Origin of the sequence: Pseudohalocynthiibacter sp. F2068, from assembly GCF_023015645.1 — a bacterium.
GTDB classification, from domain to species: domain Bacteria; phylum Pseudomonadota; class Alphaproteobacteria; order Rhodobacterales; family Rhodobacteraceae; genus Pseudohalocynthiibacter; species Pseudohalocynthiibacter aestuariivivens.
This window is the reverse complement of sequence record NZ_JALKAK010000005.1, coordinates 1-22633: the sequence shown is the minus strand read 5'-3', so window position 1 is coordinate 22633 and position 22633 is coordinate 1. Positions and strand designations below refer to the sequence as shown.

Here is a 22633-nt window from a genome sequence, read left to right as displayed (position 1 = left end):
CCCAAGCCGTGTTAGTAGCTGTATTCTGCAAAAATTCGGTTCAGGTCACCACCCCAGGCTCCGTGGTATTTTTCTAACAACTCATCAGCCGGGGTCTGCCCGGTTTCAATACTGTCTTTAAGCGCGTTGAGGAAATGTGTCTCATCCGGGATCAGCCCGTCAGCACCGGGGCGTGCGCGTGCTTTTAACCCAGCCTCTGCGATTTCGACCGCCTGTGCAGCGAGATCCTGCATTTTAAGACCATTGACCTCTGCCTGAAGTGCATCTTCCGAGGCCGCAATGCGCAGCCCTTCACGGGTTTCCGCGTCCCAGCCTTTGACCATATCCCAGGCCGCATCAAGCGAGGATTGGTCGTACAACAGACCAACCCAGAATGCCGGAAGAGCGCACAGCCTGCGCCAAGGGCCACCATCCGCACCGCGCATTTCGATGAACTGTTTCACACGCGCCTCTGGAAAGGCCGTTGTCAGATGATCCGCCCAATCGCTAAGCGTTGGGGTTTCGCCGGGAAGAGCCGGAAGTTTGCCTTGCAGAAAATCCCGGAAAGACTGGCCCAGCGCGTCAATATATTTCCCGTCGCGATAGACGAAATACATCGGCACATCGAGCGCATATTGCACCCAGCGCTCAAACCCCATGCCATCCTCAAAAACAAAGGGCAGCATGCCGGTGCGCGCATTATCAAGCCCGCGCCACACACGGCTACGCCAGCTTTTGTGGCCATTGGGCTTGCCTTCAAAGAACGGTGAATTGGCAAACAAGGCGGTTGCAACAGGCTGCAACGCCAGTGCCACGCGTAATTTCTGAACCATGTCCGCTTCAGATGAAAAATCGAGGTTCACCTGCACGGTACAGGTTCTGTACATCATCTGTGTTCCGTGGGTGCCGACACGGCCCATGTATTCCGTCATCAGCTTGTAACGCCCTTTGGGCATCTGTGGCATTTCTTCATGTGTCCAGGTCGGTGCAGCACCGAGGCCAATAAACCCAACGCCAACCTTGTCTGAAATCGCTTTCACGTCACGAAGATGAGCGTTCACCTCGTCACAGGTTTCATGAATCGTCTCAAGTGGTGCACCGGACAATTCCAACTGGCCACCCGGCTCCAGTGAAACATTTGCGCCGTTCTTCTCAAGGCCAATCAGCTTGTCACCTTCCAGAACCGGTGCCCAGCCAAAGCTATCACGCAACCCTTCAAGAACAGCCAGGATGGAACGCTGGCCTTCGTATGGCAGTGGTTTCAGTGTATCTTTGCAATAGCCGAATTTTTCGTGCTCGGTGCCAATTCGCCAGTCTTCTTTCGGTTTGCACCCTTTAGACAACAACTCTGCAAGCTGTTCGTGGCTCTCAATTGGGCCACCACCGGATTGAGGGATCGACATGGGCAGTTTCCTTCCATTTCGTCGGCCGCAAAGGGCGCGATTCAGTTCCCTAGCGCTAGACTTTCACGCGGGGAGGTTCAATCACCTTTTTCCCAAACAAGAAACCGTTCACGAGTTGTTGTAAGGCAGGCGTCGACAACATTTTTTGAATTTACCCCAGAAAACGCAGAAAGCGCATCTATGATTTCCTCGCCTTCTGCAGCAGAGGCAGGAATGCGCACAGGTGGATTGCCTTCCAAATGGAAAATCCAGAACAGGTCGTCAAAGGAAGGGCCGCCTTCAGTTGTTTCGATCTCGATTTTTTTAACCTCATCAAATGAAAAGCTCCGGCCACCTTCCGGGCCAAAGTAGGTCATACGCCTCTCTATGATTTCGACAACACCAGGCCCACCGTGTGGAACGCGAAATCGCACCCTGATCGCGCCTGTTAAAACCAGTAACACCCCTACGATAGCCGCCGCAGCCCCAAGCCACGCCAATACACCAAAACTCCGCAGGAAAACCCACAGTCCAAGCGCAAATACAGCAAGCCCGATGAGTACGTCACGCCATTGCCAAAGCAAGGCTCGAGCTTCTGGGCGAATGAAGTTCATTTCCAGTCTCCAAGTGTAGATTGCCACAGCGCAAGCGCCGCGACCGCGGCGGTGTCTGCCCTCAAAACACGCGGACCCAGGCTGATCGGAACGACAAATGGCAGGCTGTTCAGCCGAGCACGTTCTTTTTCCGAAAAGCCACCTTCGGGGCCAATCAGAATCGCCCATTTTTCACATTCTACGGCACTCAGCACTTCTCTCGCACCAACAAGGGATTCATCGCAGAAAACAAGTTTTCGGTCTTCCGGCCAGTTGGACAGAACCGAATCCAGTTTTTGCAGCTCCGCAACCCCGGGCACAAATGTACCGCCGCATTGTTCCGCCGCCTCAACCGCATGGGCTTGCAGACGATCCCGCCGCACGCGTTCGGAATTCGTGAATTGTGTCTGTACCGGGCAAATCTTCGACACCCCCATTTCTGCCGCTTTTTCAACGATGAAGTCGGTGCGCGCCTTTTTGATCGGCGCGAACAAAAGCCAGAGATCAGGCGGCATTTGCAGCGGCTTCGTCTGCTCTGCGCATTTTAACACGCCACGGCGTTTTCCGGCCTCGACGACATGCGCGAGATACTCACCGTCACGGCCGTTAAACAAAGCGACGGCACCCCCAACAGCAAGCCGCATCACCCCAAAAAGGTAATGCGCCTGTGGTTGGGTCAGAGGAATGGTTTGCCCCTCCCCCAATGCCTCGTCTACATAGAGCCTGATCTTTGCACCTGTCATGAGGCGGACCTTATGCCCGAGTTTTCAGAAACGCCAGAGCCACAAACAGATACAGACACCGGTCAGGTTGCAGATGCCTATCGCGGCAATTGGGTGGATACCATGGCACCGGCATGGTCCCGGCCCTATCTGCGTCTGTCGCGTGCAGACCGGCCAATTGGCACTTGGCTCTTGCTTTTGCCATGCTGGTGGGGCGTCACGCTAGCGGCAGCAAGCGATAGCCCAGGGTTACATGATCTCTGGATTGCCGTTGGCTGTGCCATCGGCGCATTGGTGATGCGGGGCGCTGGCTGCACCTGGAATGATATTACTGACCGCAAGTTTGATGCTCAGGTTGAGCGCACGCGGTCTCGCCCGCTGCCATCAGGGCAGGTATCTGTTAAGCAGGCGCTGATTTGGATGTCGTTTCAGGCGCTTGTTGGCGCCGCAATTCTTTTCACGTTTAACTGGGCAGCCATCAAACTTGGCATTGCGTCTCTGGTTCTTGTTGCAATCTATCCATTCGCAAAACGCTTTACATGGTGGCCGCAGGTCTTTCTGGGCCTTGCGTTCAACTGGGGCGCTCTTCTTGCGTGGACAGCGCATCGGGGGCAATTGGAATGGCCCGCAGTCTGCCTTTATGCCGCTGGCATTGCCTGGACCCTGTTTTACGACACGATTTACGCCCACCAAGACAAAGAAGATGACGCCATGATCGGGGTAAAATCCACCGCGCGCCTTTTCGGGGAGAATACGCGTCGCTGGCTGCGCTGGTTTATGATGATCTCTGTCGCATTGATGGCACTCGCGATTCTTCTTGCCATGACCGAGCAGGCAAACGTCTTGAAACTTGTCATCGCGCTTGGCGGTCCCTGGGCCTTTGGATGGCATCTTGTATGGCAAATGCGCCATCTTGACATCGATCAACCCGAAAATTGTCTTCGTCTTTTTCGCGCCAACCGAAATACGGGCCTCATTCCTGTACTATTTTTCGCCGTAGCCCTCGTGGTGTGATTGAACCTAATCCGTTCAAGGCGTAGACACATTGCTGTAGTAACCTGACGCTGAGTGATATATGCGCCTATCTTCATCCATTATCGTCTTCTCTGTCTATGTAACAGCCGCCGCGGCGGCCGTCCTTGTCGCCTCTTTCGCGGCAGAAGCGATAGAGCGCTTTTCGACCCATTCCATTTCCAAGGCACTGGAAGAGGGCGAATTCGACTGGGTCCATGTTTCGTCTGATGGTTTGCAGGTACGCCTTTCAGGAACCGCCCCAACAGAGGCCGACCGTTTTCGCGCCCTTTCCGTGGCTGGTTCGATTGTCGATGCACACAGAGCAATCGACCGCATGGAAGTGCAGGCCGCAGCAGAGATCGCAGCGCCACGTTTTTCGGTCGAGATTTTGCGAAATGGAGATGGCATTTCGCTTATCGGCCTAATACCTACCGGTACCAACCGTGATCAGGTCGTGACCAAAATCGAAGAAATCGCTGACGGAACCCACGTCACCGATATGCTGGAAAGCGCTGATCATCCTGTCCCCGAAGGTTGGGAAAGTGCGCTTTCTTTTGGGCTGGACGCTTTGGGTTCGCTACCTCGTTCAAAAATCTCTGTCGACGCTGACCTGGTCGCTATTACCGCGATCAGCAATTCTGCGGCTGAGCGAGAACAGCTGGAAGCCAATCTTCTTCAGCGCGTCCCAGACGGTCTTGAGGTAATGCTGGACATTTCCGCACCACGTCCTGTCATCACACCCTTTACGTTGCGCTACCTGATCAATGATGGCGTAGGTTCATTTGACGCCTGTTCTGCCGATAGCCAGACTACGATCGACCAAATTCTTACAGCTGCGAGAGCATCTGGATTGCAGGGCGACGCAGAATGCGTCATCGGGCTTGGAAACCCATCTCCAAAATGGGGTTCGGCAGTTGCGATAGGGGTAAAGGCCCTTGCCGAAATCGGTGGCGGATCAATCACCTTCTCAGATGCAGACGTCACGCTTGTTGCTCTGGACACAACCCCACAAGCTTTATTTGACCGCGTGGCTGGTGAACTGGAAACAGACCTTCCCGATGTGTTTTCACTGCATGCAGTCTTGCCAGACCCGGTAGAAATTGACGGAACCGGTGAAGGGCAAGGACCACCAGAATTTGTCGCGACACGTAGTCCCGAAGGGCTGATACAATTACGCGGTCGACTGACAGACGAAAGGGTGCGCAGCGCTGTAGAAAGCTACGCACGTGCAAGGTTTGGGATGGATCAGGTTTATGCAGCAACACGACTTGACGCGGAACTTCCGGACGGATGGCCGGTTCGTGTGCTGGCAGCGCTTGAAGCACTTGCTGAACTTAACCACGGAAGTATTGTTGTTCAGCCGGATTTCGTCGAGGTCCGCGGCACCACCGGTCATCCGGAAGCGCGGGCAAATATTTCCAGGATTCTCTCCGAAAAACTTGGTGAAGCAGAAAATTTTGGTGTTGAAGTGACATACGAAGAAACGCTTGACCCAATCGCCGCCCTTCCCACAACCGAAGAATGCGTAGACGGCATCAATGCAGTGCTGGCTGAAACAAAAATCACCTTTGCACCGGGTGCTGCAACAATCGCCGCAGGGGCGGGCAGAACACTTGATAAAATAGCGGACATCATGCGTGACTGTCAGGATGTGAAGATGGAAATTGCGGGCCATACCGACAGCCAGGGCCGTGAAATAATGAACCAGAACCTCAGCCAGGGCCGGGCAGAAGCAGTTCTTTCCGCTCTGATGGCCCGCAGAGTGCTGACCTCAAACCTTGAGGCAAAGGGATATGGCGAGAGCACCCCAATTGCAGACAACGACACCGAAGAAGGCCGCGAAGCCAACCGTCGGATTGAGTTTACACTAATCTTGCCTGAAGAAGAGCCAACCGAAGAAGCTGAGAGCGCGACACCGACAGCAGTTGCGAATGAAACAGAGGCTACGGCAACAGGAACTGATGATGAACAGAACTGAATTTATTATTACGACGGCGATCATCCTCTTTGTCGCATTTCTGATGGGCTGGTTCGCCCATTGGCTGATCCATCGTTTCACACGAGTTTCGCAAGGCGACCTCAGCGAGCTCGACAATATGGCAAAGTCTTTGCACGAAGCAGAAGAAACCCGGGATCAGGCGATTACTTATTTGCAGCAACGCGAAGCGGAAATGACCAATCAACTCAGCCAGACCGAGGCCGAACTCAGCGCTGCAATGGATGGCTTGAGGGCTGCGCGACAAGAGGCAGAAGAACTACGCTCCTATATTGACAGGGTTCAGGGGGACTGACACCTGAAATGCAACACCCTGCCCGACGCCAGGCGGACAGGGTGCCGACCATTTTCACGGCCATCGGCTTCCCAGCCTGTGCCGCACACGTAACCTGCCGGGAATAAGTTACCAATTTCTAAAAATATCCCCGCCAGAGGCAAGAAAACTTTTGGGCCTCCGGCGGGGATATTTATGGAAACTGGTGATTTGGAATAGTCAGGACCAACGCCCCAGTGCTGCTTCGTCTTCTGATTTGCTTTCAACCCACTCTGTACCATCGTTCGTGAATTCCTGTTTCCAGAAAGGTGCCCGGGATTTCAGGTAGTCCATCAGAAACTCCGCAGCTTCAAAAGCATCTTTACGATGCTTCGAGGCGGTCGCTACCATCATAATGATTTCACCCGGGCGCAACATACCGTGCCGATGGATAATCAGGCTTTCATTGAGGGACCAGCGCTTTACAGCTTCAGCTTCGATTTTGGACAAAGCCTTTTCAGTCATTCCCGGGTAGTGCTCAATCAGCATGCGGTCGAGATTTCCTGAGGCGAGATCGCGCACAAGACCAGTAAATGTCACTACCGCACCAGCATTTTTGCAGCCTTCCGCAAAACCTTTGACTTCGGCCCCAAGATCAAAAGCCGTTTCCTGCACCCTGACGACCATATCAACCGCCTGTCATGGGTGGAAAAAACGCCACTTCGCGTACCCCTTGTAGTGGCGCGTCAAATTCTGAAAGCTCCTGATCCACAGCAACGCGTAATGCAGAGATATCCGAAAAAGCCATGGCATAGCGCTCTTCGCGCGCGGACAATTCGGCGACCAGTTCGGTCACCGAAGTCGCTTGTGTATCAACAGATTCTTTTGGCACACCAATACGTTCGCGCACCCAGGCGAAATAAAGTACATCAATCATTGCGTGACCCCTCTCGCAGATGTGGCATTGCTTTGACGAAGTAGTCCCAGCCCGTTGCAAGCGTTAACAGAGCTGCGAGCCAGAGCATCACAATCCCACCTGTGGAACTTGCAATCAATCCTTTGTATTTCCAAATCAAACCAAGGTGATCAGCCTCTGTGCCGTTCAGCACGTTTTGAACGATTTCCTGATTCATACCGTAGGATTGCATATAGAAATAATGCTCAAAAACGCCATTTGCGAACAAGACAGCTATCGCAATCATCTGTGCGGTCGTTTTCCATTTCGCAAGTTTTGTGACCTGAAGAAGCCCCGCTTTACTGCCAAGGAATTCCCGCAGGCCAGAAACAAAAACCTCGCGAAAAATAATCAGCGTCGCGGGTAGCAACACCCAGGGGTTCAATCCCGAAATCGCTGTGATAACCAAAAGCGCAATCACGACCATCGCTTTGTCGGCGATTGGATCCAGCATCGCTCCGAACTTGCTTTCCTGTTTCCAGGCCCGCGCGAGATAGCCATCAATGAAATCAGTCAGAGCGGCGGTGACAAACAAAAGCAACGCGAACCAATCCGCAAGCGGACGTGAAAAGTAAAGGAACATTATTGCGACACCTGGCGCTGCAAGCAGCCGCAAGACAGTCAGAATATTGGGAAGATTCCATATCATAACAACATCCTTAACTGTTCAGGCTTTGTCATGGAAGAAGTCATAAATGGTTTCTGCCAAAGCGTCCGAGATTCCGTCTACTGCCTTCAGATCAGGAAGGCCAGCGCGACTGACGGCTTTGGCACTGCCAAAATGGGTCAGAAGCGCACGTTTGCGCGCGGCACCTACGCCCGGCAAATCGTCAAGCGGCGTTGCGCCAATGGCCTTGGAACGTTTGGCACGATGGGTCCCAATTGCAAAACGGTGCGCCTCGTCGCGCAGGCGCTGAACGAAATAAAGAACGGGATCATTCATTTGCAGAGCGAAGGGGCGTACACCAGTGCGATGGAATTCTTCCTTGCCGTGATCCCGGTCGACGCCTTTAGCAACACCCACTATGGGAATATCCGAAACCCCGAGTTCCGCCATAATTCCTGCAACAACACTTACTTGCCCAGCGCCGCCGTCAATCAGCAACAGCTCTGGCCAATTACCGCTCTGGCGTTCGGGATCTTCTTTGATAAGGCGCTGGAAGCGTCGGGTCAGCACCTCTTTCATCATGCCAAAATCGTCACCCGGGGTCAGATCTTTGCCCTTGATATTGAATTTACGATACTGGCTTTTCACAAAACCTTCGGGTCCAGCGACAATCATTGCACCCACTGCGTTTGTTCCCTGAATGTGACTGTTGTCATAGACTTCAACGCGCGCAGGCGGCATACCCAGATCAAATGCGTCAGCCAAGCCTCGCAAAAGTTTTGCCTGAGTTGCTGTTTCAGACATACGCCGCGCCAGGCTTTCACGGGCATTGCGGGCAGCCCCTGACATCAGTTCCGCCTTTTCGCCACGTAGCGGCACCGCAACCTCAACTTTGCGTCCTGCTTTTTGGCTTAGCGCGTCCTGAACCAAATCGGCGTTTTCTACCGGATGCGAAAGGAGAACCACTCGAGGAGGTGTTTTGTCACCGTAGAACTGGCCAACAAAAGCCTCGAGAACCTCGCTTGCCTCGGCCCCTGCCCCAGTACGTGGGTAATAGTCGCGGTTTCCCCAGTTCTGATTAGCACGTATGAAAAACACTTGCACGCAAGCCTGACCACCGTCGAGATGAAGCGCGATGATATCCGCCTCGGCAACGCCGCGTGGATTGATACCTTGAGTCGATTGCACCTGAGTCAACGCACGAATGCGATCACGCAGCGCGGCGGCGCGCTCAAATTCCAGTGCTTCGCTTGCTGCCTCCATCTCTCGTGCAAGATCTTCCTGAACGCGGGTCGATTTGCCTGCCAGAAACCGTTCAGCATCACTTACTAGTATGGCGTAGTCCTTTTCAGATACATAACCAACGCAAGGGCCGGAACAGCGCTTAATCTGGTAGAGCAAGCAGGGGCGCGTTCGGTTTTCAAACGTTGTATCAGAACAGTTTCGTAGCAGGAAAACACGCTGCAACTGGTTCAAAGTCCGGTTCACCGCCCCGGCGCTTGCAAATGGGCCGTAATAGTCACCCTTTTCTGCCTTGCGACCCCGGTGTTTCTTGATCTGAGGAAACCGATGATCCTTTGCGACAAGAATATTGGGAAAACTTTTGTCGTCCCGCAGCAGCACATTGAAGTACGGTTTAAGTTGCTTGATGAGGTTTTGTTCCAGCAACAAGGCCTCTGTTTCTGTCTTGGTTGTCAGAAACATCATACTGGTTGTCTGCGAAATCATTCGGGCGATCCGCGCGCTGTGACCCGTTGGATTTGCATAGTTGGAAACCCGCTTTTTCAGGTTCCTTGCCTTGCCGACATAGAGCACCCTGCCCTGACTATCGAGCATCCGGTAGACACCTGGAGAATTGTCCAGAGTTTTCAGATAAGACAATATGCAGGCATGACCCGAGAGCGGTCCACTTTGTTCCTTGATGTTGGTTTCGTCACTCATTGGCGCTAACAATCTGATTCCCTAGATGCCTGCAATCTTATGCTCCGGGTAGCAAGTGAAAACATGTCCACGATTTCTGTGGATAACTCTGGTGGTAACTTCCGGCTCCCGCAAAATTCTCTTTGTTTTTAATCAGGTTCCATCAATTGCCTAATTTTTAGGCAGTAAAATAAGCTATTGATATTAAGTGTTATTTTTTATTCTGCTAGCCAAATCACTGAAAACATTAGAGAAAAGGTAACAGTTTTGTGACGTTAAATTTCGAAGTGCACAAGTTTCTTGGTGTCTAATCTTTTGATCATTAAAAAATGCTCTCTATCCTGAGGTTTCGAAGTGTCCTGCAGCCTAGATTCTGAGCCCAATCAAGAAATTTCGATTACCTAATTAGAGTTTGGGAACAAAGAAGATTCCTACTTGCCGCTGCGTTATTGGCAACTTCGTCAGAGCAACACGATCAAAATATAAACCGCGTAAAGACTTGTCAGCACAATCCCCCACTGTTTGGTAATATTCCAGCCCAGAAAAACAAAAGGAGCCAGCAACAGCGAGGCACCGAGCATAACCCAAAGATCAAAACGGAGGAATTGTTCATCCACCGGGATGACGCCTACGAAACTCGTGATGCCGATAATTGCGAGCAGATTGAACATATTCGAGCCGATGACATTGCCAAGAGCGACGTCCGCCTGACGGCGCAAGGCCGCCATGACCGTTGTCGCAAGCTCTGGCAATGACGTTCCGACCGCAACCAAAGTTAACCCAATGACGGTCTCGTCAATTTCAAAATGCCGCGCGATGCTGACTGCCCCTTCCACAAGAAGGTCAGCACCAAGCGGCAAGCCTATCAGACCAAGCACCATAAAAATCCCGATACGCCACCACGGCATATCGGGGTCAACACCTTCGATGTCTTCTACATCGCCAATTGCACAGGGATCACACGCTGAATTGCCGTTGCGGTGCGCCCTTGCTTCGCAAAAGGCGTCACCTAACACGAAAAACAACGCGCTCAGTAATACAATACCATGCATCCAGGTGATTGGCCCCATCATCGCCACAACGATGAAAAGCACGCTGGACAGGATCATGTAGATATATGTTTTTCGGGTATTGCACTCGCTTGAGTGCAGCACTGCAAGCATCGCGGGTATACCCAGAACAAGCAAAATATTCGCCGTGTTCGAACCGATCACATTGCCAAGCGCAATACCGGGGGCATTTTCATGGACAGCATTTATCGCAATCAGCAATTCCGGGGCTGAGGTGCCGAAGGCCACGATTGTCAGGCTGACAATTAAAGCCGGGACACCAAGACGTAGTGATAGATTCACCGCGCCTTTGACCAGTACATCACCTGCCAACAGCAGAATGACCAGTCCCAGACCTACATAGACCCAATCCATTCGTCAGCGACCCCTTTTTCCGCAGTCGCACGGACCTTTGCCGATGCGAAAACGCCCGCAAGACGGACATTTCCGGTTGTCGAATGCCGTTTTCCCCGGGAACCGAAGTTTTCCAAACATAGCCAGAACGACCATAGCGATCAGAAAAAGACTGACGATCTTGATAATCATCTAAAGGCCAAATCGCGCGTACTCTGCCCGCTCCTCTATTCCGGTCAGAGCATCATTTACGATGCGCGCGCCGAACCGTTGCAGGATCGATTTTTTCTGCCCATAACGCAAGAAGCGCACCTTCTCGCCGTAGAGTTCTTTCATCTTAGGGACAAGATGGCCGATGCCATCAACCAGCCCAACGTCCAGCGCCTGCTGACCCACCCAGATTTCACCGGTGAACAGGTCTTTTTCCTGATCAAGTTTTTCACCACGGCGAGATGTTATATGTTCCTTGAAGTTGTCGTGGATATGTTCCAGCAACACCTTCAGCCGTTTCACATCCGCAGCCTTTTCTGGCTGAAACGGATCCAGCATAGACTTTGATTTGCCTGCTGTATGGACGCGGCGTTTGATACCATGTTGCCCAATGAATTCTTCGAGCCCGAAGCTTGATGAGATGACACCGATCGAACCAACAATAGAGCTGTGATCGACCCATATCTCGTCTGCTGCAGCAGCCAGCCAATAGCCACCAGAGGCTGCCACATCTTCAACAAAAGCATAGACAGGTACGCTGTGTTCCTTCGCGAGCCGCCTGATCCTGACGCCGATCAGCGAGGATTGAACAGGCGAGCCTCCGGGAGAGTTCAACAGCAAAGCGACAGCCGCAGGTTTGCCGCGTTTAAACGCGCGCTCCAGTATCGGCGCAATTCCATCGTCGTTCAAACTACCTCGGCCAGCAGTTGCAATAACGCCTGAAAGGCGAACAACGGCGACTTTGGGTGCACGGTTGAGAAAAGGTATCCATCGAGTCATTCCCCCGATGTAGAGCGCGACCCGCCCCACAACAAGGTCAGGTGTGAAATCAACACCCAGTGTTGCGCCGCTGCCGACAGAAATAAATGTAAACCACGTGAAAGAATGCCGCGGGTTAACGAACAGTTTACTGAAGGTCGCTTTGATACGCGAAAATCGCTGGTGTGCCGCCTGTATGAATGAATGTCACGTGCTCGCCGGGTTTGATCACACCGCTTTCAAGATGGTCCAGCAATCCAGCCATCGTGCGTCCGGAATAGACCGGATCAAGCAGCAACGCTTCTTTCTCTGCGGCGCTCGTTATAGCCTTGAGAACCTGGGCGTTCATCTGGCCGTAACCCGGCGCTAAAGATGTATCGTCAACCTGAACGTCGGCCTCAGTGATGGTGACTTTCCCGCCAAGCAATTCAGCGACCTCATTTGCACGGCGTAAAATCCGGGCGCTCTGTTGGGTTGCATCACGCCGCACACAAATACCCAGAACGGAAACGTCCCAACCTATTGCACGCGCGCCAACCAGAAAACCGGCATGTGTCAGCCCGCTGCCAGATGGAACAACAACGTGATCCGGCATTTCCCCGAGCGCACGGTGCTGAAGCCAGGTTTCAACCGCTGCAGCAGCATACCCCAACGCCCCAATCGGTGGGTGGTTGATACCAAGATGAATGACAAAAGGGTTGCCGCCTTCCGCAGCGATCCCAGCGGCCATACGATCCAGATTGGCGTCAGCCGCGCTTTCGTTTTCACCTTCCGGGAAATACTCAATCTCGCCGCCCATTAGCTTGAGTAACAGCACGTTTCCCGAGGTGTTGTAGGCGACGTCATCCTTCGGCACCCGGTCTTCAAGTTGCAAGATTGGACGCATGCCCAACTTTCGGGCTGCAGCCGCACAGAGGCGCACGAAATTCGACTGAACAGCCCCTGTGATCAGAACTGTATCCGCCTTTTGTTCGACGGCTTGTCCAAGATAATATTCAAGCTGACGAACCTTGTTGCCGCCCATCGCGAGCGGAAGGCTATCATCACGTTTGGCGTCTAGTTTTATCCCAAGATGTTGGCCAAGGTTGTGTAAGGGTTCAAGATCAGAAGACCTGCTAAAAAGCGGCGCGCGCGGATGGTTTTCAAGCTCTGGCAGCACTTGCGTGAGTTGTTGAAAGTTTGTGGACATCGCGGACACCTCTTTTAGCAACACTGCCCCTTATAAGGATTAGTCGCATTTCCACGACCCTGCGCAAGAGCGAATTCTATGTCAGGCAGTTCGCATTTAGCGAACACCGTGCAGGTCGCTTAGAGAAGACAGCCCAACTGTCAGCAAAGAATTTTTTTTCGTTCCGGGTCGTAGGCCGACCCATTCACCAACAATGCCCGTGACCTTTCACCAAAGGCTTCGACTTCAAATTCCGTTTTCCCAAACAGGTCTGACGGCACGTATCCCAGAACCAGACTTTTACCGACCGAATACCCAAAGTTGCCGCTTGTTGTTTGGGAGATCGCTTTGCCTTCGTGAAAAATCGCCTCTCCGCCAAAAACCGACAATGGTTTTTCCAACGCAAGGCAAACGAGCTTTCGCGCTACGCCATTTTCTTTGATCCGCGCCAACGCGTCAGAACCCAGAAAATCACCTTTGTTCCAATCTATCAAAAATTGCAGTCCCGCCTCATACGGGTTGTAGTCAGGTGAAATATCGACGCCCCAGGCGAGGTAACGTTTTTCCAACCGCAGGCTATCAACCGCCCGGTATCCGGTGTTTGAAATACCAAACACCTGCCCGGCATTTTGCAGCACTTCATAGACGTACTGCATGTATTCGGTTGGAATGTAGAGCTCCCAACCCAGCTCTCCTATGTATGTCACACGGTAAGCAACAGCAGAGGCATACCCGATGCGAATGTCGCGTGCTGACGTGAAAGGAAAGCTTTCATTACTGACATCTGTATCCGTAACCTTTTCCAGAACCTTACGCGCCAGTGGACCTGCAAGGTTGATCACGCCATAAGCCGACGTGATGTCTGAGACACGCAGGTCAAGCGCATGGCCCTTTCTGTATCTCTGCGCCGCCCGCTCTATCCAATCGCGATCACGCACTCCAAGGCCTGATCCGGTGATCAGCCAGAAAGACGTTTCGGACCGGCGAATGATCGTCACATCCGCCTCTATCCCGCCCGCGTCATTGCAAAGCTGGGTATAGGTCGCACCGCCCGGTTCTTTGTCGACATTTGCTACCGCGAGAAATTGGAGGAACTGACAGGCGTCCCGCCCGCTGATTTCGAATTTGGTGAAGGACGACATGTCGATCATCACAACGCCTTCGCGCGCGGCCTTGTGTTCGCGACCAACTGTCAGGTCCTGCCCCGGTCTATCCCAACCAAAGACATCTTGTTGCGGAATGCCCCCTTGGGTGAACCAGTTGGCACGTTCCCAGCCAAATTTGGAGCCGAAGACCGCGCCCTGATTTTTAAGTGTTTGGTAAAGCGGGCTACGGCGCACACCGCGCGCGCTTTCCAGTTCTTCCCCCGGCCAATGGATAGCGTAGTACTGCGAATAGCTTTCAACAGCGCGGTCGTACAGAAACTTTTGCCCTGCGTGCAATGGCCCAAAACGACGGATGTCAAAGGCCCAAAGGTCAAGTCCGGGATCGTCATGCATGATCCAGTTTGCCGCTGCCATGCCAGCGCCGCCCGAAGCGGCAATTCCAGAGGTAAAGGCACAGGCAACAAAGAAATTCTCAAGCCCCGGCACCGGCCCCATAACCGGTTCACCATCTGGGGAAATTGGGATTGGGCCATTTATGACTGTACGAACACCAAGGTCCCCAAGGATCGGCAAGCGGTGCATCGCAGGCTCTAGAAACTCTTCAATTCGGTCCATGTCGGCGTCAAACAGATGCCGTTCATGAGACCACGGAAACCCCTCTTTCGGGTTCACTTTTCGCGTTGTTTTCTCCCATCCTCCGATTGCCAGCGCCCCGGGTTCAGGCTTCGCGTAATATCCGCCGTCCGGGTCACGAAACGCAGGAAGATTATTGGGGATCGCATCTGTTTTCTCGGTCACCAGATACTGATGCTCCACGACACCCGCGGGTATTTCAACACCGGCCATCCAACCGACTTGCCGGGCCCACAGACCACCTGCATTTACAACCGTTCCAGCCTCAATATTTCCGTGGTCTGTCACAACTTGGGTGATCCGGCGACCGTCGCGCACCAGATCCTTGACCATCACCTCTTCGAGTATTCGGCCACCATATTTACGGATACCCTTGGCATAGGCCTGCGTCAGACTGTTGGGGTCGATATGCCCGTCATCCGGAATGAAAGCGGCGCCTATCAGGTCATCCACCTTCATCAGCGGATAAATCTCTTTCGCCTCTGCGGGCGTCATCACGTTCATCTCAAACCCCACGGCCTGCGCTGACGAATATGATTTCTGCAGTTCTTTCCAGCGATCAGGGCTACTGGCGATCCGCATGCTGCCGACCTTACACCAGCTCGGGTCCTGACCCGTGTCTTCAAGCAGGGTATCAAACAGTTTTACACTGTCGTTCATCAGGCTCATCAGGTTTTGTTGTGATCGGAATTGCCCTACCAAACCGGCGGCGTGCCATGTGGCCCCTTCAGTCAGCTTTGATTTTTCCAGCAAAATGACATCTTTCACGCCAGCCCGGGCAAGATGGTAGGCGATACTGGTACCAATCGCGCCTCCGCCTATGATCACGATGTTCGCAGTTGTTGGGAAGGTTTTGGTCATGGGGTGTTCGCTCGTATGTGTTAGCTAGTGGCGCTGGGTGGCTTTTCCACGACGGTTAATCCGCCGTGCACGCGTCGGTAACTTTGAGCCGATATCAATCCGCTCCCAACCTTCCTGTAGTTGGGACTCTCCGGCAACAATGCCTTCGAATTCAGCCCTGATTCGGGCATCTGCGTCAGCACCCAAGGCAGCAGAATTTGGAGTGGACAGAATCTCTAGTGCTTTGTTGAGCGCCCGTTGCTGAATTGTGGAAGACCCCTCCAGTTCCCATTTCTCGCGCAGGTTTCTGTCGGCAAGTTCCGGCATGAACGTCGCCGTGTGCATACGCTCCAGCGTAGACGGGTTGTCCGCAAACATCCCCGCTGGACCAGTGTCTTTGATTTCCTGCAAACTGGCGCTTTCTTTGGAAAAGCCAAAGCCCTCGCGCACCCGTTTGATCATCATCGAAATCTCATTATCGATCATCAATTGTCCAAAATCAAACGACATAAGCGCATCCTGCAGCCCACCCATAACGATGAAATCGGCACCCGACATAGCGCCCATAAGGGGCGACATACCTTTCTCAAAACCCGATTGCGCGTCGGAAACCTTTGAGTTTGTCAGGCCCAGATACCCCCCAGCAGGCACGTTATAAAACCGCGCCATCTGGCAAACGGCCGAATTCATCATACCAATTTCAATCGCGCCGGGCGCATAGGCCCCGTCCCGCATATCCGCAAAGACCGGAAGGAAATTATAGATTTGTGCGGTACCCTCTTTGCTCATCTGTGCCAATGTCGCCACGGCCAGCCATTCAGCGTTCATGATCGTCAGCATACCTGCCAGCGACAGCGGGGTGCTAAGACCCCCCATGGGCGCAATCGTGCCATAGGCGGTAATGCCGTTTTCGGCAAAATACATCATGGTTTCAGTGCTGTCGTAATCCATCGTCAGTGGCGAAACGATGGAACAATAGCCAAAGTTGATGAATGGACGTTCCCAATACGCCTCGGGTGAACCGGCAATAAGTTCCCCCAGCCGGATAACCTGTTTGGCTTCCCTCACATCATAAACAGATGTTCGTACGGGTTTGACGCAGTTTTTCAGCGCTGCATAAAACCGTGTCAGGCTGAACTGGTCTGAAGGGGCATCATCCGCCAGTGTCGAAATTGAAAACAGATCAAACCCCGGCAAAGTGTTTACCAGATGTGCAATCCGCGCGATGTCTGCCGAAGTTGACCGACGAGTAATACCGGTTGCGGGGTCAACAATATCCGGTGCCGAGCTTGCGGTTGCAACAACAGGCAATTCACGGGGAAAAGTAATATCATATGCCGAATCCCGCCCCCGCAAGGTAATGGTTGGAGGCACCATTTTTCGGTATTTCTCAACAACCTCTGCCGGAATTCGAACCAGTTCCGTTTCATTGTCCACAATGGCACCGTGATCGGCAAAGCGTTTGCGTGCCTTGGCGTTTCGCACGATAAGACCGGTCTCTTCCAGAATTTCCAGCGACGACGCATGTACGTACTGAATTTCCGCGTCTGTGAGATAAGAAAAAAACTTCACCTGTGCGCTCCCGCGAATTGCAGCTTCCGGGGAAGTGTAGGCACATCTGTTCTTGCGACAAACGATAATTGCTGCCAGTTTGCATAAGCACAACTTATTCAAAGCCCGCCAATGAAACGCCCGAATCTGAATGCCCTGCGCACGTTTGAAGCTGCTGCCCGAAAGCTAAGCTTTTCAATTGCAGCCGAGGAGCTGAACATCACGCAGGCCGCGGTCAGCCAGCAAATCCGCAAACTTGAAACCTTTTTGGGAAGCGAGCTTTTTGTCCGAAATCACAGGCAACTTTCGTTAAGCGCGGTTGGGCAGGCCTACTTCAGAACCGTCCAAGAAGCGATCGACAGGTTGGACACGGTGACGGATCAGCTCTTCCCGGAAAGATCAAACCAAATCGTAACAATACGCTGTACGTCAAGTATCGCGACACTCTGGCTTGCACCAAACATCGGCGCATTTCACAGAGAGCATCCTGAAATTGACCTTCGCATTCGAACGCTCGACTCCGAAAACTCGGCAGACAAAAATCCAAATGTAGATCTGGAAATCTTCGTTACAGGCAAAGACGTTAGCGACCCGAATACGAGCCCGCTGCTAACTTCTACGATAACGCCAGTTGCGTCTCCCCGTTTGCTCGCTGAAGCGGAACCGTTGAAAAACCCCAAAGATATCCAATCTTTCGAACTGATCCATGTTCTGGGTTATGAAGACGACTGGCACAGGTGGTTTCGCCATTTTGGTCTGAAAGATGTTGCTGTACCACGCGGCTTGGCCGTTGATGGATCCCTAATCGCCCTTGAGGCTGCCGTTCGTGGAGACGGTGTCGTCCTGGGGCGACGCCCCTTTGTTGATCAGCATTTGCGATCTGGCCAACTTGCAGAGGTTTTTGGCGCGCCCTATTCCCTGACCGCCAAGTACTATTTGCGTCAGCCCAGGACCAGCGGCGATCAGCGTTCTAAACAACGTGTTGCGACGTGGCTGAAACAACTTTGCGAACATGCGGGCTCCGAGACGGACGGGTAGTACTTTGTTTAACCCGGAACGACATCCAACATGTCAGGCGGGGCGCTTGAAACTGCAAATCTGGACGGCAGTAAACTCAAACACTAGGATACAAAAATGGGTAAATGGAGAACGGGTGTGACTGGAACATTTCCGTTTGGAGGAAACTGAAAATGCCTCAGAAACCTTTACGGTTTGGGTGGTTCGCCGGTGTCGCCACGGTACTTTCGGTGGTTGCCTGCTACGGTTCCCTCGTCTTTATTTCCGCTCTTGGTGCTCTTGGCATCGCCATACATTTGAACGAGACACTTTGGGCCGGTGCAATTGTTCTGTTTGCAATCCTTGCACTCTTCGGCTTTGTACTCGGACTGAAGCAGCACAAAGTCTTTTGGCCGATAGTACTCGGCATAGCAGGAACTCTCGCAATTATCTTTGCCATGTACGTGCGATACGACCGGCTCGTCGAGATCACTGGCTTTGTGCTGTTGTTTCTTGCCGCAATATGGGATTGGCGAATTCGTCAGTCCAGATAGTTTCACCTTTCGCAGGTGTCCCAGTTCCTCCGGAGTAATTTTAGCCAAACAAACATTCGCGGCGGGGCAATGGATTCAACTACTTATGGGAACAGGGTTTCAATATCCCCTGATAGGCGACAATAAGCCCAAGGCGGTGGCCGACACGGATTAATACATCAAAGGAGGCATAGGTACGCCCTTCTTCGAGGTTCGCCCTTAGGCGTTTTGTAAACGATTGAACTGTATGTTTGTCATCAGAGTTTTTGGGAACGGTCCTCTCGACATCACATTGGACACCAAAAGCTTAATTCTTAATCTGGTCCGATCAGACCAACGAGAAGGTTTTCTGTAATCGCAGTTCGTGCAAACCGATACGCCTGAGTTTCTTGATTTCGGTATTCTGCCCAAAATCCGAAGGCCGCAATTGTCGCCTCATCAAGTTGGCCAGTGGAAACTTGGTCCAGAAACTTTTGATTCTTCAAATTTGTTTGAGCCAAGTGAATCTCCCCTGATGTCAAAGGACGTTCCAGAATTAGGTTCACTGCACCGTTCATCCATGGGGCCACCAAAACACGTCCGTCAATTTCGAGTATGTCGATCAACGACTCACCCTCGCACCCATAATTCCAGCCGGTGAGCACGCGATGATCGACGACCGTGTCGCCCAATTCAACTGGACCAAGCATTACATCGGCTAAGAGTGGGTCCATTACATCAAGGGGCACAGGTATTTCACGGATTTCCCACTCATCGCAAGCTATCGCTTCAAGTGAGATGGCCTCAGCCGAGAGGGAAACCGTATTTCCGATGATTTCGCCAACATCTTGCAAGACAGGTGAAGTAGCGACGCCGCTGACGGCCCGCGCATCAACGATCACAAATTCCCCAACAGGTGGACTTAACATACCGGATTCAGTCGGTAGACAGTTCGGAGGTTCACCGCCGCCACAGACGCAACTCACGTCCGGTGGGCAATAACATTGCTCTGCAGGAATATAGGAACATCCCGCTTGAGAATGACATTGATCTACGGTGCTTTGATGCTGCTCATAGTCAATGGAATTTCCCGCGCTGCCCAAGATGGCTTGCTGAAACCCGATTTGGCAGCGATCCCATGGCGCAATGCATTCAGATTTTGCAGTCAACATGCATTCTGCAGAGCTAACACAAGAAAGGGCGTCCAAACCGTTGCAGCCAATTTCTTGGGCCCCGGCAGATGTGCCTGTGTTCGCAATCCAAAACCAGCACGCGCAAAATATCAGGACCTTACTGTTATGAGGTATTCGCATGGACGCTCTCCTACTTTGCCGTGATTTGGCCCGAAAATTGAAACCTGCCGCCCATTTGTTTGGGATGTCCAAAACCTTCTTAACACACGTCTTAAAGGGGACCAAAACCTGAACGGAGCCAACTCACAGACGCGAACTCTCAGGGGAGCAGAATACCAACCAGACTTTGCTGATCGTTACCTACAAAAGCCGACAAAAACTTACCGGCGAACGAATGAAGGGAAGAAACGATCCCCCTTGCCAGCAAACCTGTCCCTCTCCAATGTGACAGAATGTTTGTTCAGTTCTATTTTGAGCTTTTATTCATTCAAACGGAGTGTTGTTGAGTGGTCCCCCAACGCCCCGATAAAGTTGTACCCGCCATTCTACTGAGCTTATTAGCCATCGTTCTGTTTGATTTTATGGGGCTGATCGTCAAGCATCTTTCAGAGGATTATAGTGCCGCCGAGCTAAGTGCCTATCGCAATTTTTTTGGACTTATCCCGAGCGCGATTGTCCTTTTCTCCTCTCGCCAATGGCATCAAAAAGGACGATTGATGCGAATGCGCCAGTGGGAGCTTGCATGCCTGCGTGGTGTGATTACGGCGATGGCACAATTTCTATTTTATCTGTCCTTAGGGCGGCTGGCATTTGCCACGGCCTCGACAATTACGTATTCCAACGCGCTGTTCATGACGGCCCTCGCGGTGCCGCTGCTTAGCGAACGGGTTGGCCTCGCACGCTGGCTGGCGGTGGGTGTTGGTTTTTTAGGTGTGGTCATGATCGTGGGACCCACGGGCGAAAATTTCACGTATGACGCATTGTTGCCGCTAGGCGCAGCGTTTCTGTATGCGCTGTCAGGTGTAATGGCACGAATGATGGATCAAAGCGTGCCAAGCCCTCTGATCAATCTCTATTCTACGGTGGTGTCTTGTGGAGGTGCGGTGTTGCTAACTTTGCTCACAGGCGGTTTCTCCGTGCTGGATGGGTCACGTGATTTGGGTTGGATCGTGGCGATGGGGTGTCTTGGCGGATCGGCGGTGTTAGCCTTGGTCGTTTCGTTCAGGATGACCGAGCAGAGCAATCTTGCTCCGTTCAACTATTTTGGCATCCTGATTGCATTTGTCTTTGGTTGGGCATTTTTTGGAGAGGCCCCGATTGATGATCTTTTTCCGGGTGCGTTTCTGATCGCAACAGGTGGCCTGTTGATTGTTTGGCGTGAGCGGCGGTTACGTCAGACCAAAACCGCGCACGCCTTGAACGCCGATTAAGAAATCGCGTTAGCGTCTGACGCCTGCCTTTTCACCAAGTTCCCAGCGTTTGCATCCGCGTCGAATGTTCCGTTCATGCAGTTATCAGCGCATCTTCTTGAGATATGGCGTTAGCTGCACGAACGTCATTGACGGGGAAAACGTCAAAATTCCGTGTGTAGTCGCGGCTAAAATGCGTTGGGCTTTCATAACTCACTTCGAGCCCTGCGGCAGATACAGAGTGTCGACCTTTTTGTATGAGGTCACGCGCCTCGATCATACGCAAATCCTTTTGATACTGTAGCGTGGTCGACTAAGTGCTCACGATTAGAAACTCGCGATGTCCGGCTCCACCTCTAAACGGACGTCAAAACCGTTCGGTTTGCGGTCTCAATTCAATCTCCCACGCCCAGGATGATGGGTGCTGGTCGAGGAAATGCATGTAGGATTGGGCGATGGCGTCTGGGTGCAGCACGGTATTGCCGGGCTCAGAGTCGGTGGATTTGGCGATAACGCCATCAATTACAAAGTGGCCAATGTGTATGTTTTGCGGATGCAGTTCGCGGGCCAAAGACTGACATAGCCCCCGCAATGCGAATTTCCCCATGGCGAAGGCCGAAGAATTGGCGAAGCCTTTGACCCCAGCGGAAGCCCCGGTGAAAAGCAACGCGCCGTGCCCCTGCGGCTGCATCCGTTTGGTGGCGTAATGGGCCATCAGAAAGGCCCCGTAAGCGGTGACCAGAATGGCGTTTTCGACGGCTTCAGTGTCTAGATCAGCGACAGCACCTCTTACGCGGGCACTTGGGTTGTAAATGGCGACGTCCAATGGCCCTTTGGTATCGACAGTGTCGAACAGGCGGACCATATCATCGCGGTTGCGTGCATCGCAGTTGATCAATGCCGCCCCGGTCTCGGAAGCAAGCCCACCTAGATCAGACGTATCGCGTGCAGCGAGAATGAGTGAGTGGCCGCGCGCGTGCAACGCACGGGCGAGTGAGGTGGAGAGTCCTTGGCCTGCACCAATAATCAAAGCTGTGGTCATGAAACGCCTCCTGTTCCGGACACTTTTATCACGTTAAAGGCCATCCTGCGACCCGCTGAACCCTGGTCGCCTGATCTATCAGAGCTTGAAATAAAAGCTTAAGGCTGACGAGCCAACAACGTTGGCAAAAAAAACCCTAACACAATTTGAGGAGTTGGTAGCTTTCGGTGGTTGCGAACCAACCGGCGTGTGAACAAGGACTTATCGTCCGGTCTCCTGATAGGTATCGAGAGAGATATCGCAGGAATACTCGGCCTCGCGCAAGACAACAAAAAAGCCACCCGCATGACTGCCGATGGCCTTGTGCAAATAAATTTTGGTTGCGGGAGTAGGATTTGAACCTACGACCTTCAGGTTATGAGCCTGACGAGCTACCGGGCTGCTCCATCCCGCGACAGTTTTTTCCGGCCCATTGCCTTTTTTTTATTTTTGGCATTGAGCGCTTTTGTT

Annotated in this window: 20 protein-coding genes, 1 tRNA gene and 1 pseudogene; 6 read left to right on the top strand and 16 right to left on the bottom strand. The window is 52.6% G+C overall.

Going from position 1 to position 22633, the window contains the following annotated elements; translation table 11 throughout:
• Window positions 1-11: 11 nt before the first annotated feature.
• The 3 genes from MWU63_RS07535 to MWU63_RS07525 all read right to left on the bottom strand — a co-directional run bounded on the left by MWU63_RS07535 (window position 12) and on the right by MWU63_RS07525 (window position 2697).
• Window positions 12-1382: a glutamate--cysteine ligase gene (locus MWU63_RS07535; RefSeq protein ID WP_213889416.1), complete on the bottom strand. Its 1371-nt coding sequence runs from the start codon at window positions 1380-1382 to the stop codon at window positions 12-14.
• Between the two features lie 77 nt (window positions 1383-1459).
• Window positions 1460-1975, bottom strand: coding sequence for a hypothetical protein (locus MWU63_RS07530; protein ID WP_213889418.1), 516 nt, complete (start codon window positions 1973-1975; stop codon window positions 1460-1462).
• On the bottom strand, window positions 1972-2697 hold the full coding sequence (locus MWU63_RS07525; RefSeq protein WP_213889419.1) for a 16S rRNA (uracil(1498)-N(3))-methyltransferase: 726 nt from the start codon (window positions 2695-2697) through the stop codon (window positions 1972-1974). Before MWU63_RS07525 ends, MWU63_RS07530 begins: the two co-directional genes overlap by 4 nt.
• Before the next feature lie 12 nt (window positions 2698-2709).
• Between MWU63_RS07525 and ubiA the strand changes: the two genes are divergently transcribed.
• The 3 genes from ubiA to MWU63_RS07510 all read left to right on the top strand — a co-directional run bounded on the left by ubiA (window position 2710) and on the right by MWU63_RS07510 (window position 5981).
• A complete protein-coding gene (gene ubiA / locus MWU63_RS07520; protein ID WP_246531707.1) occupies window positions 2710-3690 on the top strand; it encodes a 4-hydroxybenzoate octaprenyltransferase in 981 nt (326 codons plus the stop codon).
• A 61-nt stretch (window positions 3691-3751) separates the two neighbouring features.
• On the top strand, window positions 3752-5668 hold the full coding sequence (locus tag MWU63_RS07515) for an OmpA family protein (protein ID WP_247077448.1): 1917 nt from the start codon (window positions 3752-3754) through the stop codon (window positions 5666-5668).
• The gene (locus MWU63_RS07510) at window positions 5655-5981 is read left to right on the top strand and encodes a hypothetical protein (protein ID WP_213889424.1); all 327 of its coding nucleotides are present in this window, start codon (window positions 5655-5657) and stop codon (window positions 5979-5981) included. The genes MWU63_RS07515 and MWU63_RS07510 overlap by 14 nt, the downstream gene beginning before the upstream one ends.
• A 198-nt stretch (window positions 5982-6179) precedes the next feature.
• Here MWU63_RS07510 and MWU63_RS07505 read toward each other — a convergent pair whose 3' ends face one another.
• The 9 genes from MWU63_RS07505 to MWU63_RS07465 all read right to left on the bottom strand — a co-directional run bounded on the left by MWU63_RS07505 (window position 6180) and on the right by MWU63_RS07465 (window position 17112).
• A complete protein-coding gene (locus MWU63_RS07505; RefSeq protein WP_213889426.1) occupies window positions 6180-6626 on the bottom strand; it encodes a molybdenum cofactor biosynthesis protein MoaE in 447 nt (148 codons plus the stop codon).
• 1 nt (window position 6627) lies between these two features.
• On the bottom strand, window positions 6628-6876 hold the full coding sequence (gene moaD, locus MWU63_RS07500; RefSeq protein ID WP_213889428.1) for a molybdopterin converting factor subunit 1: 249 nt from the start codon (window positions 6874-6876) through the stop codon (window positions 6628-6630).
• Window positions 6869-7543, bottom strand: coding sequence for a CDP-diacylglycerol--glycerol-3-phosphate 3-phosphatidyltransferase (gene pgsA / locus MWU63_RS07495; protein ID WP_213889430.1), 675 nt, complete (start codon window positions 7541-7543; stop codon window positions 6869-6871). The genes moaD and pgsA overlap by 8 nt, the downstream gene beginning before the upstream one ends.
• A gap of 18 nt (window positions 7544-7561) precedes the next feature.
• The gene (gene uvrC, locus MWU63_RS07490) at window positions 7562-9442 is read right to left on the bottom strand and encodes an excinuclease ABC subunit UvrC (RefSeq protein ID WP_247077445.1); all 1881 of its coding nucleotides are present in this window, start codon (window positions 9440-9442) and stop codon (window positions 7562-7564) included.
• 440 nt (window positions 9443-9882) lie between these two features.
• Window positions 9883-10845 (bottom strand): calcium/sodium antiporter, encoded by a 963-nt coding sequence (locus MWU63_RS07485; RefSeq protein WP_213889433.1) that lies wholly within the window; start codon window positions 10843-10845, stop codon window positions 9883-9885.
• Between the two features lie 171 nt (window positions 10846-11016).
• Entirely contained in the window at window positions 11017-11814 is a 798-nt protein-coding gene (locus MWU63_RS07480) for a S49 family peptidase (RefSeq protein WP_213889434.1), read from the bottom strand.
• A gap of 127 nt (window positions 11815-11941) precedes the next feature.
• A complete protein-coding gene (locus MWU63_RS07475; RefSeq protein ID WP_213889436.1) occupies window positions 11942-12982 on the bottom strand; it encodes a D-cysteine desulfhydrase family protein in 1041 nt (346 codons plus the stop codon).
• 140 nt (window positions 12983-13122) lie between these two features.
• A complete protein-coding gene (locus MWU63_RS07470; protein WP_213889437.1) occupies window positions 13123-15561 on the bottom strand; it encodes an FAD-dependent oxidoreductase in 2439 nt (812 codons plus the stop codon).
• Window positions 15562-15585: 24 nt separating this feature from the next.
• Window positions 15586-17112: a trimethylamine methyltransferase family protein gene (locus MWU63_RS07465; protein WP_247077442.1), complete on the bottom strand. Its 1527-nt coding sequence runs from the start codon at window positions 17110-17112 to the stop codon at window positions 15586-15588.
• 111 nt (window positions 17113-17223) lie between these two features.
• Between MWU63_RS07465 and MWU63_RS07460 the strand changes: the two genes are divergently transcribed.
• Together MWU63_RS07460 and MWU63_RS07455 are read left to right on the top strand one after the other, a co-directional pair.
• On the top strand, window positions 17224-18129 hold the full coding sequence (locus tag MWU63_RS07460; protein WP_213889439.1) for a LysR substrate-binding domain-containing protein: 906 nt from the start codon (window positions 17224-17226) through the stop codon (window positions 18127-18129).
• A 152-nt stretch (window positions 18130-18281) separates the two neighbouring features.
• Entirely contained in the window at window positions 18282-18641 is a 360-nt protein-coding gene (locus MWU63_RS07455; RefSeq protein ID WP_247077440.1) for a MerC domain-containing protein, read from the top strand.
• A 293-nt stretch (window positions 18642-18934) separates the two neighbouring features.
• Here the strand turns inward: MWU63_RS07455 and MWU63_RS07450 are convergent, their stop codons facing one another.
• Window positions 18935-19528: a hypothetical protein gene (locus MWU63_RS07450; RefSeq protein WP_213889441.1), complete on the bottom strand. Its 594-nt coding sequence runs from the start codon at window positions 19526-19528 to the stop codon at window positions 18935-18937.
• Between the two features lie 710 nt (window positions 19529-20238).
• On the opposite strand from MWU63_RS07450, the gene MWU63_RS07445 reads away from it, so the two are divergent.
• Window positions 20239-21162, top strand: coding sequence for a DMT family transporter (locus MWU63_RS07445; RefSeq protein WP_247077437.1), 924 nt, complete (start codon window positions 20239-20241; stop codon window positions 21160-21162).
• A 73-nt stretch (window positions 21163-21235) separates the two neighbouring features.
• Here MWU63_RS07445 and MWU63_RS07440 read toward each other — a convergent pair.
• The 3 genes and pseudogenes from MWU63_RS07440 to MWU63_RS07430 form a co-directional block, all read right to left on the bottom strand.
• A pseudogene (locus MWU63_RS07440) lies at window positions 21236-21439 on the bottom strand (hypothetical protein); the annotation flags it as partial.
• A gap of 69 nt (window positions 21440-21508) precedes the next feature.
• The gene (locus MWU63_RS07435; RefSeq protein ID WP_213889443.1) at window positions 21509-22183 is read right to left on the bottom strand and encodes an SDR family NAD(P)-dependent oxidoreductase; all 675 of its coding nucleotides are present in this window, start codon (window positions 22181-22183) and stop codon (window positions 21509-21511) included.
• 317 nt (window positions 22184-22500) lie between these two features.
• Window positions 22501-22577: transfer RNA gene (locus MWU63_RS07430), tRNA-Met, on the bottom strand.
• Window positions 22578-22633: the final 56 nt, after the last annotated feature.